The 18,795-nt window shown below is 56.4% G+C and carries 12 protein-coding genes; 2 read left to right on the top strand and 10 right to left on the bottom strand.

The features are described from left to right. The first annotated feature begins 71 nt into the window (after window positions 1–71). Window positions 72–998, top strand: coding sequence for an aldo/keto reductase (locus B1748_RS26845; RefSeq protein WP_087571020.1), 927 nt, complete (start codon window positions 72–74; stop codon window positions 996–998). Here the strand turns inward: B1748_RS26845 and B1748_RS26840 are convergent. From B1748_RS26840 to B1748_RS26795, 10 genes are all read right to left on the bottom strand, one after another. Next, window positions 952–2,925 (bottom strand): beta-N-acetylhexosaminidase, encoded by a 1,974-nt coding sequence (locus B1748_RS26840; RefSeq protein ID WP_179215845.1) that lies wholly within the window; start codon window positions 2,923–2,925, stop codon window positions 952–954. The two genes, B1748_RS26845 and B1748_RS26840, sit on opposite strands and share 47 nt — an antisense overlap. A 43-nt stretch (window positions 2,926–2,968) precedes the next feature. Then, window positions 2,969–5,194, bottom strand: coding sequence for a beta-glucosidase family protein (locus tag B1748_RS26835; RefSeq protein ID WP_256975960.1), 2,226 nt, complete (start codon window positions 5,192–5,194; stop codon window positions 2,969–2,971). A 70-nt stretch (window positions 5,195–5,264) separates the two neighbouring features. Continuing rightward, window positions 5,265–7,799: a glycoside hydrolase family 3 N-terminal domain-containing protein gene (locus B1748_RS26830; protein ID WP_087571018.1), complete on the bottom strand. Its 2,535-nt coding sequence runs from the start codon at window positions 7,797–7,799 to the stop codon at window positions 5,265–5,267. Between the two features lie 29 nt (window positions 7,800–7,828). Then, window positions 7,829–8,713: a carbohydrate ABC transporter permease gene (locus B1748_RS26825; RefSeq protein WP_087571017.1), complete on the bottom strand. Its 885-nt coding sequence runs from the start codon at window positions 8,711–8,713 to the stop codon at window positions 7,829–7,831. Window positions 8,714–8,728: 15 nt separating this feature from the next. Next, window positions 8,729–9,652, bottom strand: a complete 924-nt coding sequence (locus B1748_RS26820) for an ABC transporter permease (protein WP_087571078.1) — start codon at window positions 9,650–9,652, stop codon at window positions 8,729–8,731. A 105-nt stretch (window positions 9,653–9,757) separates the two neighbouring features. Then, complete coding sequence (locus B1748_RS26815; protein ID WP_087571016.1) at window positions 9,758–11,299, bottom strand: ABC transporter substrate-binding protein; 1,542 nt, start codon at window positions 11,297–11,299, stop codon at window positions 9,758–9,760. Window positions 11,300–11,410: 111 nt separating this feature from the next. Continuing rightward, window positions 11,411–13,003 carry a response regulator gene (locus B1748_RS26810; RefSeq protein WP_087571015.1) on the bottom strand — a complete coding sequence of 531 codons (1,593 nt, stop codon included), beginning with the start codon at window positions 13,001–13,003 and terminating at the stop codon, window positions 11,411–11,413. Then, window positions 12,981–14,762, bottom strand: a complete 1,782-nt coding sequence (locus B1748_RS26805) for a sensor histidine kinase (RefSeq protein WP_256975951.1) — start codon at window positions 14,760–14,762, stop codon at window positions 12,981–12,983. Before B1748_RS26805 ends, B1748_RS26810 begins: the two co-directional genes overlap by 23 nt. Window positions 14,763–14,862: 100 nt before the next feature. Beyond that, window positions 14,863–16,533 carry a sulfatase family protein gene (locus B1748_RS26800; RefSeq protein WP_087571014.1) on the bottom strand — a complete coding sequence of 557 codons (1,671 nt, stop codon included), beginning with the start codon at window positions 16,531–16,533 and terminating at the stop codon, window positions 14,863–14,865. Window positions 16,534–16,755: 222 nt separating this feature from the next. Beyond that, complete coding sequence (locus tag B1748_RS26795; protein ID WP_087571013.1) at window positions 16,756–17,061, bottom strand: ArsR/SmtB family transcription factor; 306 nt, start codon at window positions 17,059–17,061, stop codon at window positions 16,756–16,758. A gap of 115 nt (window positions 17,062–17,176) precedes the next feature. Between B1748_RS26795 and B1748_RS26790 the strand changes: the two genes are divergently transcribed. Next, window positions 17,177–18,556: an MFS transporter gene (locus tag B1748_RS26790; RefSeq protein ID WP_256975950.1), complete on the top strand. Its 1,380-nt coding sequence runs from the start codon at window positions 17,177–17,179 to the stop codon at window positions 18,554–18,556. Window positions 18,557–18,795 lie beyond the last annotated feature (239 nt).

Here is an 18,795-nt window from a genome sequence, read left to right as displayed (position 1 = left end):
GAATCCGGTTACAATAGATACGAACCGCTGCGATGGATCAGGCGGCGGTACCGGAGAGGAGCTGAATAATCATGGACAAAGCGATATTGGGTCGTACGGGGATTGAAGTGACGAAGCTTAGCTACGGAGCAATGGAAATTCGCGGTCCCCGCGTATGGAGCGGGCGGCCGATCGAAGACTCCGAAGCGGCCCGCGTGCTGGAGGCCGTGCTCGATTCCGGCATCAACCTGATCGACACCTCCCTTGATTATGGACGAAGCGAGGAGCTGATCGGAAAATACCTCGGCCACCGCCGCCATGAATTCGTATTGGCGACCAAATGCGGCTGCAGGGTCGTCGATTGCGGCGACCACGATGAAGTTTCGCACGAGTGGACAAGAGATCATCTGATGCGAAACATCGACACCAGCTTATCCAGATTACGTACAGACTACATTGATATTTTGCAATTGCATGGCCCAACCGTCAAGCAAGCGGAAGACGGCAGGCTGGTAGAAGTACTTAATGAGATACAAGCTAGCGGCAAAGTCAGGCACATCGGCGTATCGTCCTACTTGCCCCATCTCCCCGCTTTCGTCGAATGGGGTTCGTTCGATTCGATCCAGCTCCCCTACTCCGCGCTGGAGCGCGAGCATGAGAACTGGATCGACCGGGCTGCGGAGACCGGAGCCGGCATTATCGTTCGCGGCGGCGTAGGACAAGGAGAACCCGGCGTCGGACGCGGTTCCTCGGAGCGTTGGAGCATCTGGGAGGAAGCCAAGCTGGACGAACTTCTTGAACATGGCGAACAGCGAACGGGTTTCCTGCTGCGATTTACTTTGTCCCATCCTTCCATGACGACGACGATCGTCGGCACGAAGAACGTCGACCATCTGGCCGACAACGTACGTTATGCGGCGATGGGCCCGCTTCCCGCCGACGTGTACGCGGAAGCGAAACGTCGGCTTGATGTCACTCAGGCCGAGAAGACTGCTCGACTTGCTCCTCCAGCGCTCTGATCTCATCCTCGTATTGACCAAGCAATCGATACAAATTAGACGTGCTGGCCGATAGTCCGCCCTCGCGGTTGCGCAGCAGCCAGAGCCGCTTGAATTCCTCGATGGCAGTTGACAGCTCGTCCCTGAGCGCGCGGAGCCAGGCAAGCTCGGAGCGTGCGTCCGGTAAATCGATCCTGAAAATGAAGCGGTGCAAGCCGGCGCCTTGTCGAATGAGCCGCAGAGCGTTGGCAAGCTCTTCAACCACGATAACGCCGTCCGAAAGATCCGGCTTCAGTCTGGAAAGCTCTTCTTCGCGGCGCTCCAGCCACGCCAGCATTTCTTCGTAGCGATAGTCCAACTTGAACGGGATGCCGCGCCCGCCGATCTGCGCGAACAGCCGGATTATTTGGTCGGTCTCTTCTTCAAGCTTTACTCGCGTCGACAAGCCACGGTTGAGCAAATAACTTGCATATGTCATGTTCTCCAGCGTGCTTTGCTCCAGTCGATTGTAGCGTCCAAGCTCCAGCAGCAATCCGCCGGCAATGCCTTTGCGATCCCGCAACATGCAATCCGACACATATTGCTCCATTGCATCGTGACGATCGGCGTTATTCAGGACGCCCCAGCTCGATCCGGCGGCGTACGCATAAGCGGGATAGCTGGCGACGAGCGGCTGCCAGTGGCCGGAATCGCCCCAGTCGGTCACGATCAACCCGCCAGCGCCATACGCCAGTCCATTTCTCGCCGCATCCTCGATGTTGGCGAGCATGTTGTCCGTACGCCCGGTTATGGCCGACCAAGCGCTGCTTCCCGGACAAACATAGAAAGGCACGCCGTTCTCGGACAACAGCTTGCAGTGGGCTTCGAAGGACGTATGGCTTTCGTAGTTCCAATCCAGCACGGTTACGTCCTTCGGCAGCAACGGAATGATTTCTTCATGTTTCGTGACGATATCGCCCCACATCAGAATTTGTTTGCCATGTTTCCGAACGGCCTCAAACACCTTCTCGGCGAATTCCAAATAGACGCGGCCCGCGCCGATCTCGTCGGCGCGCGGCTTGCTCCGGCCGGTGCCGAGCCCAAACGGCTCGTCCATGTTGACATTGGCGTACCCGGAGGAAAAATGCGGAAGCAACTCGTCGAACATCTTGCGGACTAACGCAATCGAGCGCTCATCCGTCGGATCGAGCGTAAGCGGCGGCAGCTTGAAGGACAGCGGCGTCGGCATGCCGTCCGGATGCTCCGCCAGCTCGCGAAACTCCGGCTTCGCCAGCCAGGGCCCCATATGGCCAAAACAATTCTGGTTCGGCACCAGATCGACGAACCGTTCCTTCGCGTAAAGGTCCAGCTCGCGGAACTCCTCGGCGGTAATCGGCGTCGCTTCCGGGAACGATTCCCGATAAGACGGGTAATCAAAGCTGAAACCTTCTATATACAGTTGCAGATGGTTCATCTTGAGCTCCGACAACGTATCGATTAGACCGCGAAGGATATCCGTCTTCGGTATTTTATTGCGGCCGATGTCGAGCATAAGGCCGCGGACGGGAAAGTCCGGTTCATCCTCGATGAGAAAGCCGTCCCATACCGCGCCGTGCCGCGCCAACATCTGCTCCAGCGTCACGACAGCGTAATGGAGTCCTTGCGCCTCGCTGCTCGCCACGGTCAGCGCGCCTCCGTCCCAGCTTAGTCGATATCCTTGCGGATGCAGCGCCGGGTCGTGAATGACGTCCACGTTCGTCGCCACCGATGCGGATTTGCCGAAGGAAGATTCGGTATCTGTTAATCGCTCGACGGCAGCCCTCAGCCGCTGCTCCAACCGCACCTGCGCCGATATCGACTCGGCCGGCCCGCCTTGCGCGCGGAGTTCGAAATCGGCGGACAATGCCGCCCTTCCCTTCCTCATTTCAAATTTCTTAGGCTGCGGATAAATCTCTATACTTTCTGTCACGGTCAATCCACTCCCTCTCCGCTCCTCGCATCGGCCGATGCGTTTATTCATTCAACTGCGCAATCGTCTGCGCCAGCAGCTCTTCCGTAAACTTGCCTCCGCTGAAGGAAATAAGACCTCTAAGCGGCATATGTTCCATAAACGCTCTCAGCATCGCCCTGTGCTCCTCCGCGATGTTCCCCGCGAACGGAAGCATCTCGATCATCCGTTCCACGAACGCCGCGCCCTTTTCCGTCACCATCAAGTCGGATACGGTAGAATTGCGATGGAATCGCAGCTCCCGGACGAACGTCGAGACGACGCGCACCCGCGCCGATAAGGCGATGTCCTGCGACGATCCACCTACCAGAAGCTCGAAGTCGCCGGTCTCGACGACCCAGTCGCGAGCTTCGACGTCGTAATAAGCGAAGCTGCGTTTATCCAGCCGGAACGAAACCTTCTTCTCTTCTCCCGGCTCCAGCTCGACCTTGTCGAAGCCCTTAAGCTCCTTGTCGGGACGGATGACGCCGCTCTCCACGTCGCATACATACAGCTGAACAATCTCCTTGCCCTTTCGGCTTCCCGTATTTCGGACCTTGACGGATACTAGCAGCGTATCGTCATCGCTTAATTCGGACCGGTCAACGGTCAGATCGGCGTATTCGAACGTCGTGTAGCTCAGACCGAAACCAAAAGGGAACAGCGGTCTCAACCGTTTCTTGTCGTAATAACGATACCCGACGAACAGTCCTTCCCGGTATTCGACCTTGTCGCCTTCCCCCGGGAAGCTCAGGTACGAAGGATTGTCGCTCAGCTGCACCGGAAATGTCTCGGCCAGCTTGCCGGACGGGTTCGCGTCGCCAAACAGCAGATCCGCGATCGCCCCGCCCAGCGCCTGTCCGCCGAGATACGCTTCCAGCACCGCCTTTGCGTTGCCGAGCCACGGCATCTCGATCGGCGCCCCGTTGCTCAGCACGACGACCAGATTAGGCTGCACGGCGGCGATCGCTTCGATCAACGCAACTTGATTAGCCGGCATGCGAAGATGCTTGCGGTCGAAACCTTCCGATTCGTAGCGCTTAGGCAACCCGGCGAACAATACCGCAACCTCCGCCTGGGCTGCCAGCTCCAAAGCCTCGCGCGTCAGCAGGTCGTCCGCATCGTCCGAATCCAGCGCATACCCTTGCGCATAACCAAGCTCCACGGCATCGCCCGCCGACCGCGTCATCTCCTCGCTAATGTCCTCAAGCCGAGAAGGATTGATCTGCGAGCTGCCGCTGCCCTGGTAACGTGGCTCCTTCGCCAGCGCGCCGATCACCGCTATGCAGCCCTCGCGGCGGAGCGGCAACACTCCGTCCTCGTTTTTGAGCAGTACCATGCTTTCCCTCGCAACCTCGCGGGCAAGGGCATGATGCTCCTCTGGATCGAAGCCGGCGCCTTCTTGCCGATTGTCCACCGCTTTGAAGATGACCGACAGCAGACGCTCGACGGCACTATCCAGCTTCTCTACCGGAAGCCTGCCGTCCTCCACGGCCTGCACGATGGCACGATCCCCTTCGCCGTGGCTGGACGGCATCTCGAGCTCCATGCCTGCGGCAAGACTATTCACCCGGTCGTTCACCGCACCCCAATCGGACACGACGAACCCTTCATGACCCCACTCCTCTTTCAAAATGGAGGTCAGCAAATATTCGTTCTCCGCGGCGAATTCGCCGTTAACCTTGTTATACGAACACATCACCGTCCAAGGCTGCGCCTTCTTGACCGCGCCTTCGAAGCTGGCAAGATAAATTTCCCGCAGCGTTCGTTCGTCGACGACGGAATCCGAGGTCATCCGGCGATGCTCCTGATTGTTCGCCGCAAAATGTTTCAGCGATGTGCCGACTCCCTTGCTCTGCACGCCCAGAATATGGTGGGTCGCCATCTCCGCAGACAGGTACGGGTCCTCGGAGAAATATTCAAAGTTGCGACCGCAAAGCGGCGAACGTTTAATATTGGCGCCCGGACCAAGCAGCACCGCGACGTTTTCCGCCTGGCATTCCTTGCCGAGCGCCTCGCCCATGCGCTGGATCAGCTCGCGGTTCCAGGAGCTGGCGACGCCCGCGGCCGATGGAAAGCAGGTGGCCGGCACGCTGTTGAACAATCCCAGATGATCGGCCGAGGCGCGTTGCTTGCGCAAGCCGTGCGGGCCGTCCGTTACCATAACGGACGGGATGCCGAGCCGCTCCACGCCTTTCGTATGCCAGGTATCAAGTCCGGAACACAAACCGGCCTTCTCCTCCAATGTCATCTCCGCGATCAAAGCCTTGATATCTCTTTGCTTCTGCACGTTCACGATACTGTCATCCTCCTTTGCCGCTTTACATAATGGACCATTTAAAATCAACCGATAGCGTATCCACGCTGCTGCCTCCGACATACGCAACGAAATCGCCCGGCTCCGCCGCATAACCGTTCCTTGGCGACCAGAACATCAAATCCCGCTCGGCGATTTCGAAAGAAACCGTCTTGCTTTCGCCGGGTTCTAGCCGCAGCCTGCGAAATCCCTTGAGCTCCTTCACCGGTCGAACGATACTGCCGTGCACGTCCTGAATGTACAGCTGCACCGTCTCCACGCCGGCAACATGCCCCTTGTTCTCGACGGTCGCCGTTACGGTCAGCTTCTCGTCTCCCGTGATGGAGGCGCGGTCCAGCCGCAAATCCGAATATACGAATTCGGAGTAGCTCAGCCCATGGCCGAAAGCATAGGCAGGTTCGTTCGGACCGTCGATATATTTGGAAATAAACTTGCTGCGTTCGTTGTGCTTCGTCACCGGCCTGCCGGTCCGGAAGCCGTTGTAGTAGACCGGCACCTGTCCTGCGTGCGCCGGGAAACTCATCGTCAACTTGCCGGACGGATTGCAATCGCCCGTAAGCAGCTCCGCGATGGCGTTCCCCGCCTGCGAGCCCAGAAACCACGTCTCGAGAATGGCGTTGACTCGTTCGCCAAGCCCGCCGAGCACGAGAGGACGTCCGTTCGTCAAAACCAGCACGACCGGCTTGCCCAGCGCGAGCACTGCGTCCGCGAGCTCTAGCTGCGGTTGCGGCAGCTCAATAGATAGACGCGAAGCCGCCTCGCCCGACATGTCGCTGCTCTCGCCCAGAGCCAGCATGACAACGTCCGCTGCCGCCGCTTGCTCCAATGCGGCTTCGATGCCGCCTTCCAGCGGCTCGTTTACGCCGCTGCCCTGCGCATACAGCAGACGCTCCGGCGCAATGCCCCTGCCGAGCAACCCTTCGTACAACGTCACCGTCTCATGGCTGAACCGCGAGAATTGCCAAGGTCCGAGCAAATCCCTGCTATCGGCGAACGGCCCGATTAGCGCGATTCGCCCGATTTTCCCGCCTTCGCCATCCCGCAACGGCAGCGTGCCGTCGTTTTTGAGCAGCACCGCGGATTTGCGCGCCAGCTCGAGGCTTGCCGCCAGATGCTCCTCGTTAAAGTGATAGTCGCGTTCCTTCTCCGGCCTGACGTATCGGTACGGATCGTCCATCAGCCCGAGCTTGTATTTCAATCGCAGAATGCGGCGCGCGGCATCCGTTACCTTCTCTTCCGGCACGATTCCTTCCCTGACCAGATCCGGCAAATATTCGTACGAACGCGTCGCCATCTCGATATCCATCGTCGCCCGCGCAGCCATGCCCGCCGCTTCCCGCGCGTCCTGCGCATGGCCGTGTACGGCGATCTCTTCCACCGCGCCGTAGTCGGAGATCAGCACGCCGTCGAAACCAAGCTCGTCGCGCAACAGCTCCTTTAGCAGCGGCTCGCTTGCCGCCACCGGCACGCCCTGATAGATATTGAAGCTGTTCATGACGGATGCCGCTCCCGCCTCAAGACCCGCTTGGAACGGCGGCAGGAACACATTGCGGAGCGACATCTCGGAGATGTCGACCGTGTTGTAATCCCGGCCGCCCTCCGCCGCCCCGTATGCGATAAAATGCTTCAGGCAAGCGACGATCGTCTCCGGATCGGCCAGCGATTCGCCCTGGAACCCTTCCACTTGGGCCTTTGCCATCAGCGCGCCCAAATAAGGGTCCTCGCCCGCGCCTTCCACCACGCGGCCCCAACGCGGATCGCGGCCGATATCGACCATCGGTCCGTGATTGTACACGGTGCCCGAGGCGCTGGCTTCCTTGGCCGCAATAGCGCAAGCTTCCTTGACCGCTTCCGGCTCCCAGCTGCAAGACCAGGCTAGCGGCACAGGGAAAATCGTCTGGGCGCCGTGAATAATATCCGCGTTGAACAGCAGCGGAATGCCATGCGGCGATTTCTCCACCGCCAGCTTCTGCAGCTCGTAGACGCGGGCAACGTCGAACGCGCCGAGCACGGATCCGGCGCGCCCTTCCGCGACCAGCTTTTCGGGCGGATCGGACTCCACCGCATCGCCGAACGAGAAATTCGATGCCGGAACCTGGAACATCTGGCCGACCTTCTCCTCGAGGGTTAGACGACCCAGGAGGGTTTCGACCTCCCGATCGATTTCCTCGTCCGCGCGAACAGGAATATCATCCTTGCGCAGCGGCCTTACCTGCTCGATCAAATCCTCTGACAGGAATGGCCCCCGGCCTTTCGCTCCTTGAAGCGGCAGCGTGCCCATCCCCGGAATCGTCATTTCGCCCTTGAACTCTTCTCCGTCGAATGCGAGCTTTACGACGATGGACTGCCCCGGCATCCAGAAAGCCCCGGCCGTCGCGCTCAGCGAGCTTCCATCGACCGCAACCGAGTCCACCTTGATCGGAATGGCTAGCGGCTCAGAAGCGATATCGAGCGTGTAAGCTGCTTTTCGGGATATTTTGAATTGAAATTTCAGCCTCATTTTGGGCGTGTTCACGATGGAGTGCCACAATCCGATCATGTCTTCCTCTCCCTTCTTGCCGCGATTCGTCAGCCCTTCACGGCTCCGATCGTCAGCCCCTTCACAAAATATTTTTGAAAAAACGGATACGCAATCAGAATCGGTACGATGCCGATGACCGCGATGGCCATACGGAACGTCTCGCTCGGCAGAGCCGCCGCGGCGCCGCCGCTTCCCATGCCGGAATTGCTCGACAGAAACTCGATGTCGCTCATAATTTTGTTCAGCACGTTTTGCAGATTAAACAGATTCGCGTCGGTGACGAACACGAGGCCGTTATTCCAGTCGTTCCAATAGGCCAGTCCCTGGAACAAACCTACGGTTGCCATGATCGGCAGCGAAAGCGGCAGCACGATCGTGGAGTAAATTTTGAATTCGCCCGCTCCGTCGATGCTTGCGGATTCGATGACGGGCGTCGGAATGCTGTTCATAAAGAACGCGCGCATCAGCAACACGTTGAAGCCATTCATGAGAAGCCACGGCACGAGTTGGGCGAACAGCGTATTTTTGATATCGAACATTTGCGTATACACCATGTAAGTCGGCACGAGGCCGCCATTGAAAAGCAGCGTAAAAAAGACGATAAACGCGATGACCATGCCGCCCGGCAAATCTCTGCGCGACAACGGGTAGGCGAGCATCGACGTAATCATGAGACTCGCGGACGTTCCCAAAACCGTCGTCAGCGCCGTGATTCCGTAAGCGCGGAAGATCATCTCCGAATTGTCCAGCAGATATTCGTAAGCCGTCAAGCTGAAGGAGGATGGGAAAAAGGTGTAGCCCTTATTCACGATATCGGACGGATCCGTAACGGACGACATAATAAGCAGCACGAACGGAAGCAGGCAGGCGAGCGACAGCAAGCCGAGTAAAATATGAGCCGACACGCGCCAGGCGCGGTATTCGTTAGCCATGAGGCATCTCCTTTCCTAGAACAAGGCGTTGTCCTTGTCGAATTTGCGCACGATATAATTGGACACCAGCACCAGCACGAAGCCGACAAGCGATTGATAGAACCCGGCCGCAGCCGACATGCCTATATCGCCAAGCTGCATCAGGCCGCGGAAGACGTACGTGTCAATGACGTTGGTCGTCTCGTACAACGCACCGGAGTTCATTGGCACCTGGTAGAACAAGCCGAAATCGGAATAGAAGATCCGGCCGATGCCCAGCAGCGCCAGCATCGTAATGATCGGCGAAATCATCGGCAACGTGATTGTGCGGATTTGCGTCCACTTGGAGGCGCCGTCGAGCTCCGCGGCTTCGTAATATTCCCGGTCGATGCCGATGATCGCGGCAAGAAACACGATGCAGGAATAACCCGCGCCTTTCCAAATATGCACGATGGTTAATATATAAGGCCAATACTTGGGTTCCAAATACCAGGACACCGGATCGAGACCAAACATCGGCAGCACTGTCTTATTCAGAAAACCGGAATCGACGCTCAGCATCGCATATACGAGGTAGCTGACCAGTATGATGGAAATCAGGAATGGCAGCAAAATGACGCTTTGATAAAGTCCTCTCGCCGTTTTGTTGCGGATTTCGTTCAGCAGAATCGCAATCGCGATTGCGATAGCAAGACCGAGCACGATAAATACCGCGTTGTATAGCAGCGTATTTCGAGTAATGATATAGGCGTCGGTCGTTTTGAACAAATATTCGAAGTTTTTCAGTCCGATCCAATCGCTTCCCCATATGCCTTTCGCGTAATTGACGTCCTTGAACGCGATCGACAGACCGAACATGGGCAAATAATTATTGATGACGAGGTAAGCGAGCCCAGGAATCATCATGAGGTACAGCGGGATGTAACGGCGGAAATTGATCTTTCTCTTGCGGTGCGTCATCGTCGTCACCGTACTCACTCCCCTCCTCCGTAAGAACGGCGGAATAATAAACCCGGCCAACGCTTTATTGGCCGGGCGACATTTACGTTTGCAAAAGCTAGCGTATTATTGAGCCGAAGACGTCTTCGCCCATTCGTCGAGCTGCTTCTGCTTCTCGGCGATAATTTTGTCCAGACCTGCCGACTTCAGCTTCTCGACAAATTCGGGCAGCATCTTGGCCGGGTCGACGCTGCCCGTCTCCAGCGGCAGACGGTATTGCGTCACAACGTTGGATACCGCGGCGACTTCCGTCTTGACCGCCGAAGCGTCGAACACGAAGCCTAGAGCTTTGGACGGTTTGGCGCTTTTGTTGAACGCCTCCGTTTTGTTCCAAATATCGGGATCGCCGTTCTTCATCACATAGGAGAGGAACTGGTTGCCGAACACCCAGCCGAGCATGTTGTAGCCGACCGACGCCGCATCCTTTCCTTCCGGATACGCAATAACGTTGTCCGGTCCTCCTTCCGCTTTGATGTAATGCGTGCCTTCGATACCCCAATCGAACAGATTGACGATGTCCTTGTCCGTGTACAGCAGGTTCAGGAAATCCATCGCTCTCTCCTGCTGCTTGGAATGCACCGGGATGCCCCACATCGCGGCAGTGACGTTCGTCGTCGTCGATACCGGCGCCAGCAGTTCCTTGGTCACCATCTCGACGCCGGAGCTTTTTGTCTCCTGTTCGGCGAAGCCAGGCTTCTGCATCGCCAGATAACCGAAGGCTTTACCCGACTTGAGCAGCTCGAACGTCGTCGTTTTGTTCGTGGCGGCATCCGGCAGGATGTAGCCGTCCAGGTACCACTGACGGATCGTATCCAGGAACGACTTGTACTCCGTCGTCTCGTATAGGTTGACGATCTTAAGCCCGTTGTCGTAGTCCGGCAGCACGCCCATATGGTCGCCGAGCGGATCGTAGAACGTATAGTTGTCGCGGAAAGACTGCCCCGGCGCGCCCGGAATGAGCGGCACGACGTTCGGCTCGCCGGCCTTGATCGTCTTCAGCACGTTCGCCACGTCGTCCAGCGTGTTAATCGAAGCGATGTCGATTCCATGCTTGTCGACAAGATCCTTGCGCATCGTCAAACCGTAGCTGCCTGCGAGATCGCGAACGGTCGGCACGGCGTAACTTTTCCCTCCGATGCGGGTACCGTTCAGATATTGTTCCTCGACCGCCGTCCGGATCCCCTCGCCTTGCGAATCCAGCAGCTCGTCAAGCGGAATAAGCTGTCCTTTGGCGACCATGTTGCTGTACATCGTGCCGGAGACGAACGTCAGGTCGAGCTTTTCTCCTCCGCTGAAGATCAGATTCATGCGCTGCGCCCATTCGCCCGCGTTGATCGGCAAGAGCTTTACTTTCGTTTGAATCTTCTCTTCCGAGATCACGTTGATCGCGTCCTCGACGAGCTGCAAATCCTGCTGGGACGTCGTGACGATCGGGAATGCGACTGTAATTTCTTCGACCTTGCGCTCGGCTGGCGCGCCTCCGTTGCCGCTGCCTTCCGGCGATACGTCACCGTTCCCGGCATTGCCGCCGTTGCCGCCGGAGCATGCGCCCAGAACCAAGGCGACGCTCAATAGCAGTCCGGCCGCTCCGGTTTTCGATTTGTTCATGTTTGTTTTCCCCCGCTTATCGTGTAGTGGTTTGTTGATGATCTTATTGTACGATGGAGGCGACGCCTTCCTCTGCCCCGATGACGACCTCCCATTGCCACTTTGACGACCTTATCCGCTCCCGTGCTCCCTGCCTCGAAATTCCACGGGACCGAGCCCGGTATGTTTCTTGAACATGCGGGAGAAATGAGAGAAATTCGCGTAGCCGACCTTGGCGGCGATCGTCCCGACCGGCAGATCGGTGCTCGACAGCAGCTCCGCCGCGAGACCAAGCCGCTGTTGCATTAAGTAATCGGAAACCGACAATCCCGTCTCTTTTTTGAAAACGCGCGTCAAATAATCGGGATTCAAATACACATGGCCTGCGATGTCTTCACGGGAAATATCTTCCGCCAGACGTTCGCGGATGTAGGTCTTCGCCTTGTCCACAACGCTTTGCTGGCGCTCCGCGACAAATGGCAGCACCTTGTCCACGATATGCCGAATCCAGGCCAGCGCATCCGTGGCGGAACGCGTCGCGGACATATGAAGCTCCGTCGATTCGCTATCTCCGAACAGCTGATGCGCCTGAACGCCTTTCACTTGCATCACGTAATACACCATCTGATGGAAGTCTTGAATAAATCGGTTGAGCAGTTCGGGATTAAGGTGATTGGACGTCACTTGCATGCCCATATATTGTTCGACGCGTTGCAGCAGCTTGCCGCGGTCTCCTTCCTCCAGCAGCACGGACCAAACCCCCATGTCGGGCGGCAGATGACCGATCGGAAAAGCATCCGGATCCCGCATGGCGAATACCCCGTGATCATGCGCGACGTTGTTTTCGTCCAGCTTGCGGAGCTTGGTGAACGCAGAAGCCATGCCGTGCCCTTGCGCGGGTTCCCCGATGTAACAGGCGACGCCGGCAAAAAAATAGGTCAGGCAAGCGTCGACGAACCGTTCGCATGCCTCCTTCAGCGCTTCCGCAGCTGCCTGCCGCGATTCCCCGTTCAACATGACGAGGAATTCGCCTTTGCCAACCGTGAGCAAGACTCCATTTTCGGGCGACAGAAGCAGCACCTCCTCGGCCGACTTTCGAACCGCATACTCCATAATCTTTTCGTCCCTGGATGTTATCGCTTTATGCCAGCGCCGAATATGGATAAACACCGGCAGGAACGTCATCTCGTCCGAATACGGGATATTGCGTTCCGCCGCGGCCCTGCCGATCGCCTCCGCCGTTCCAGTAATGTTCTGCCCGAGAATGTCGAGCCAGAACCGCTCCACAAGCAGCGGCTGATGCCTGACCCAATATTTTCCGTATTGGCTGAATTCGTTAAGCCGCTTATGCTCGTCCAGCTTGACGATCGCGCGCCGAATCGCGTCTTCCAGCTCCGGGTACGGAATCGGCTTGAGCAAATAATCGAGACTGCCGAGCTGGATCGCTTGTTTGGCATAACCGAAGTCCGCATGGCAAGTCAGGAAGATCGTCTCTGTTGCGGGATAATGTTCCCTGACCCATTCCAGCAATTCCAGCCCGGTGCCCTGCGGCATCTCGATGTCGCACAACATCAGATCGACCCGCTCCTGACGAAATACCGCCTTTGCCTGCTCCGCGCTTTGCGCTTCGAGCAGCCGGCCGATGCCGACGTCGGACCATCGCACGCCCGACTTGATTCCTTCGATCGCTATTCTTTCGTCGTCAACGATCAGCAGCTGCTTCATTATCCTGTGCCCCCTCTCTCCCTGCTTCGGGATTCATAGGAATACCTATCTCAACGACCGCTCCATGCGGATCGTCGTTGTAGCAATCCATCCAGCCCCTGTCGCCGTACTGCAGACGAAGCCGTTCTCTCACATTCCACAGACCGATATGCTCGCCCTTGTCGTCCACCGCTTGCACGCCTGCCCGCACGTTCTCCAGCGCTTCGTCCGAGAACCCTTGTCCGGTGTCTCGGATGGTCAGAATGACCATCGGTTCATCCGCCAGCTCGTCCAGTGCCGCTTCGATGACGATCTCGATCGGCTCGTCCATCCGGACGGCATGTTTGATCGTGTTCTCGACGAACGTATGCAGCATGAGCGGGGGAATGGGCGTATCTTGCAAATAAGCCGGCACATCGATTCGGCAAACCAGCCTGTCAGGGAATCTCAGTTCCTGAATGCGGAGGAAATTGCGCGCATGCTGAAGTTCGTCTCTCAGCAGCACAAGCGGCCGATTGCTCTGCAGCATGTAGCGGAAATATTGCACGAGGCATAACGTCATTTCCTGAATGAGTCCATATTGCTTCACTTGCGCCAGGTTGTAGAGAATATTGAGCGAATTCATAAAAAAATGCGGATTGATCTGGAGCTGCAAATGTTTGAGCTCCGCTCTCTGCTTGTTAAGCTGTTCCTCGTACACATGGATCTTGAGCTCGGCGATCTGGCCGATCATCTGATTAAACGTACGGTTGACGAGCTGGAACTCGTCTTGCACGGACGATTCTTCGATTCCCGCGTTGAAGTTCCCTTCCCCGATCCGCCGCATCGCTACCGTCATCTTCTGGAGCGGCAGCAACAACACTTTGCGCAGAAACCATAGACTGATCGGCAGCATGGCGACGGCGATTGCGATGAGCAGCGCGGCCGCTCTGGCCAAATAAGGCAAATTCTCGAGAATAAGTTTGTCGGGGACGACCGCGGCCAGACTGAAGTCGCCTTTGGCGGAAGACTCTCCGACAACGAGATAATCGTCATCCTTGCCCGACAAGTAATACTGGCGGAACCCTCTTGCGAAATCGATGCCTTCCTCCTTCAGATCTCTTGTGCTGTACAGCGGCTTGCCTGCGCCGTCGACGATAAGCGTAGCACCCGAGTCGCCCGTATGAATGTTGCGAAGCGGCTCCAGCATGGTCTTCGCTTTCACCCATGCGCCTATCGTAATGCTGCCGTCGCTGAACAGCCGCACGATATGCGCTTCCCCGTTAATGGTCACCGCCGTCCATTCCGCGCCAATCGGGGAAGGTTTCTTTTCCAGCAGCAGGACCGCTTCTTCCATCGCATCCCGGAGTTGACGGAGCGCGTCGTAGCTCAAAGAAGACCGAGAGGCTTCTACCATGTCGCGGCGCGGAATCGAATAGACAAAGAAACCGTCCATGTAGGGATACACGATGAGATCAGAAGTCAGCCTGCGGGATACGCCGCTCTTGGCCATGACGTAATCGTCGCTGGAACCCGCCTCGCCCATTGCCAGCAGATTATATTCGGACAACATTAGTCCCATCATATGCCGCTCCGCCTCGGACAATTGGTCGTCGATTTGTTTCATATAAACGGAGACCAGATTCTGATTGGAATTCGCCACCTGATTATGAATGACGTTTACGCTGTAACGGTTGTTATAGATCAATAACGCGATCATCGGCAACGTAATGCAGAGAAGGCCAAGCACCAGCCTGACCCTGATCGATTGCCAAGGAATGTCGCGGAGGCGTCCTTTCACGGTCGCACACCCTCCTTGCCTATGAATTGGATGGACAAGCCCGACGCTCTGCCCTCATTCTCTTAAATCCTACGATCATTATGGGCTCCCCCGCAACTGCTTATTCCGATTCGCTTACAGTACTCGCCTGTATTGGATATGGATGATACGCAAATAATGCCGATGCTTCTTCGCTCTCCTTGTAACCGATCCGTACCGCCTTCGCCCTTAATTTCGTTTGGCCTTCCGGCAGCTTGACGGGACCTGTGTAGAGCTTCCACTTGGCAGCATCGCCTTCTTCGCAGGTAAACGCGATGGACGCTCCCTGCGTTGCCGCGTGGAGCATCACGACCGTCGGCTCCGCGAATGCGCCTACGGTCATGACGGCCACGCCGGGAAGCCGACTATTGATCGGTATGAACAACGGTTTGGCCGTTGACGGCTGAACGCGTCCCGGCCACATCGATTCGACCATGCGCTCCTCGGGGATAACGCCCCAGACATCGTATTCGAGGCACCAGTCGTCCAGCTCTTGACGCATGCGGTTTAATATATCGCGATATGCCTCTTCTTCCGCCAAATTGCGGAGTTCGTGTGGGTCGTTCGCGCAGTCGTACAGTTCTTCCGGCGGGCGCCGATTCCGCAAAAGCGCGCTTATATCGCCCTCGAGCGGCCCTTCCTCCAGCTGCAACCGCCACAGCTCCCGGAAGGCCGGATGCAACTGGCTGAACGGAATCCATTGCAGGTAGGGCAGCTCCGGATAGTCGTTGCGGATATATTTGAAGCGCTCGTCCCGAATGCTTCGCACTTTATCATAGGCTTCGTCGTACCGATCCCGCGTGGCGAAAACGTACCGTCTCGTCTCCGTCTTCTCTCCCATGAACGGTGCTCCGTGCAAATAACGGGGCAGCGGAACGCCTGCGAGCGAAAGAACGGTCGGGCCCAGGTCGATCAGGCTGACTAACCGCTCATTCGTTGCGCCGGCCTCTACCCTGCCCGGCCATCTTACGATCAGGGGCACACGAATGCCCGCATCGTATGTCCATCGTTTCGCGCGCGGCAATCCTTCCCCGTGATCGCTCCAGAGCATCACTACCGTATTGTCCGTTAAGCCGTCCTCCTTCAGTTGACTCAGAATTTTTCCCACATAATCGTCAGCGTCGGCCACGTGATCATAATGTTTGGCAAGAGCGATGCGGGTCTTTGGCGTGTCGGGCAAATAAGGCGGCAGCGTCACACGGTCCGGATCGGTCACAAGAGGCTGTTCCTCCGTGCCAGGGCGGAATCGCGACTTGGTCTCTGCGCTCCACATGCCGCTTTCATGCGTATCATCGTAATTGAACACGGCAAAAAAAGGCTGGCCGGGCTCGCGGCCTCGCCAATGCGCCTCCCGGCCGTTGTCGTCCCAGGCCGTGATCGGGGCATCGAACTGATAGTCCGTCTTCCAATTGTTCGTACAATAATAACCGTTTCCGCGCAGCTGCTCCGGAATGAGCTTGACCTGCGGCGGAAGAACGGTCTCGTATGGCGTTGGCAGCTCCGGCGCGAAAGGACTGATGTGGCCGGTTCGCATATGATGCGCGCCAACCGCGGTCGGATACATGCCCGTTATAACGGCGGAGCGGCTGGGCGCGCAGACGCCGGCGACGGCGAATGCGTTCCAATATAATGCGCCTTCGCCTGCCAATGCATCGATATTCGGCGTGCGGGCGAGTACGTCTCCGTAACACCCGAATCTCGGGCTCGTATCCTCCAATGTAATCCAGACGATATTCGGCTTCGTTTGATTCATCGTCATCCCACCTTTGCATAGTCTCTCCAGCATACTAAAGTCCTTATCGCCGAACTATGCATTTGCCGACCAAGCATTAGCGTTTTGCCGACCAATCGCGCGGGAGAGGTCGGCAAACGACAAATAGACCGTCGGGATAATGCCAGACGTCCAGCGAGAGCAATGTAGGATTAACTTGCAAAGGTCGCCGTCAAACGGTCGCCGTTTCGTTCGTAGAGTTCCTCAAACCTCGTAAGCATTAAGCACGGACGTGAGCAGCCCGGGAAACCGGGCTTCCAGATCCTCCGCCCTGAGCGATATAAGTCTCTGAGTACCGGCGCTTCTGACTCTGACAACTCCCGCTTCCCTCAACGTGCGTACATGATGCGACAAAGTCGATTTGGCGATGGGTACATCGAATTCGCCGCAGCTTCTTTCATCTGAACAATAAAGCTGAGAGACGACCGCAAGTCTCAGAGGATCGCTTAACGCATATAAAACGGATGACAAATCTATATCTTCACGATCAGGGTGGAATAACACCTTCACTTGGGTATCCTCCTTCATCTCGACTAGGATTGATGATTGCAGTATATCATATGATATGCTATTATCCTATTGTTCGATAACAATCGAAATAACGAACTTAAAGGTGGGGATCCCCTTGAACAAAGCTTCATCCATGACTACGAATAAACCCCTTGCGGAAACTCCCGCCGTAAAAGAAGGACTCGTCATCGGCTTGCTTGGCATAACGATCGTTCTTGTCATCATGAATACAATGATGTTTAACCTGGCCTTGCCCGACGTTGCCGAAGCGTACGCGTTATCCCCCTCCTCGACATCCTGGATCGTCACGGGGTATTCCATCGTATTCGCGATATCGTCCATAACTTACAGCAGGCTGGCCGATTTCGTTCCGATCCGCAGACTATTTGTGATCGGCATAATCTCGCTCAGCTTCGCCGCTATCGCGGGAATGTTCAGCAACAGCTTCCTGATGCTGCTTGCCGTTCGCATCGTGCAAGCTTCCGGAGCTGGAGCGATCCCTTCCTTATCGCTCGTATTCATCTCGAGATACATTCCTGTCGAGCGCCGCGGCAAAGCGATGGCGCTTATTATGTCCTCCGTGTCGCTTGGACTTGGACTTGGTCCCGTTGTTGGCGGCGCGGTAGTGGAATTTATGGGCTGGCATTTCCTCTTCGCGCTGACGGCGTTAACCGTTCTGCTCCTTCCATTATTCTCGCTCTACTTGCCCAAAGAAAACATGAAGGAAGGCTCATTCGACGGGCTGGGAGCGCTGCTGATCGGCGTCGGAACAACCGGATTGCTGCTGTTCCTGACGGGCGGCTCGTGGTTCGCGTTGGCTGCCGGCGTGTTGTCGCTGGTATTGTTCACCCTACGCATCCGGACGGCGAGGGAGCCGTTCGTGCTTCCTTCGCTCTTCCGCAACCGCCCCTACCTCATCTTAGGCGCGGTTGGCATTGCCGGATACTTATGCAGCTTTTCCACCTTATTCCTTATGCCACAAATATTAGTGAAACAATACGAGCTCAGCGCCATCGAAGCCGGTCTGATTATTTTCCCCGGCTCGATTTTGGCAATGCTCGTCTCCAGACGCGTCGGTCAATACATTGACACGAAGGGCAACAGCTCTATCATTCGATACGTTCCGTTGTTCCTGCTGGCTTCCGTCGTGCTGTTCGCATTGTTTGAAGGCATCTCCTTCTGGGCGCTGCTGTTCATCTACATCTTGCTAAGCATAAGCTTTACGATCTTGCAGAGCAGCGTTTCCAACGAGCTGTCGCGTATTCTGGAACCTGCACAGATCGGGTCCGGTCTCGGCTTGTACCAGTTGCTGCAGTTTTTCAGCGGCGCCTTCGGGGTAGCCATGTCGGCTGCGGCATTATCCTGGCAAGAGCAGCTCTCGCTTACTCATGCTTACAGCAACATCTATTGGGGGCTGTCCATGATCGTTCTTCTCGCTATACTCTGCTCGTTCCTGTACACCAAGAGCAGCGGTCGTGCTTTGCATGTACGTTAATCATCAAGCAGAATCATATTTCGAATTGTCTAAGAGGAAAACCTCCCTCTAATCCAATGAACGTGGTCCGTTTCAGATAAATAAAGGGATATCCACCCACTAATTCATGCAATTTCGGAAATTTTCGTAAATTCATCGATAATTAGCGTGCACATTTCCCACTAAAGTTAAAGAAAGAACGAATGTCATAAAATTAAATGGACTTTTTCCACTTATTTATATCTCCGTTGAACACTTTG

Source organism: Paenibacillus sp. MY03 (assembly GCF_002165585.1).
In the GTDB taxonomy this organism is placed as follows: Bacteria; Bacillota; Bacilli; order Paenibacillales; family Paenibacillaceae; genus Pristimantibacillus; species Pristimantibacillus agaridevorans.
Note: the sequence above shows the minus strand (reverse complement) of the source record. Positions and strands in the feature narration are given on the sequence as shown.

Bases quoted from the DNA above. Each gene is read 5' to 3' on its own strand.
- B1748_RS26810 (WP_087571015.1), bottom strand. From the start codon at position 13,003: ATGAAGCAGCTGCTGATCGTTGACGACGAAAGAATAGCGATCGAAGGA.
- B1748_RS26800 (WP_087571014.1), bottom strand. From the start codon at position 16,533: ATGAATCAAACGAAGCCGAATATCGTCTGGATTACATTGGAGGATACG.
- B1748_RS26815 (WP_087571016.1), bottom strand. From the start codon at position 11,299: ATGAACAAATCGAAAACCGGAGCGGCCGGACTGCTATTGAGCGTCGCC.
- B1748_RS26820 (WP_087571078.1), bottom strand. From the start codon at position 9,652: ATGACGCACCGCAAGAGAAAGATCAATTTCCGCCGTTACATCCCGCTG.
- B1748_RS26845 (WP_087571020.1), top strand. From the start codon at position 72: ATGGACAAAGCGATATTGGGTCGTACGGGGATTGAAGTGACGAAGCTT.
- B1748_RS26825 (WP_087571017.1), bottom strand. From the start codon at position 8,713: ATGGCTAACGAATACCGCGCCTGGCGCGTGTCGGCTCATATTTTACTC.
- B1748_RS26835 (WP_256975960.1), bottom strand. From the start codon at position 5,194: ATGACATTGGAGGAGAAGGCCGGTTTGTGTTCCGGACTTGATACCTGG.
- B1748_RS26830 (WP_087571018.1), bottom strand. From the start codon at position 7,799: ATGATCGGATTGTGGCACTCCATCGTGAACACGCCCAAAATGAGGCTG.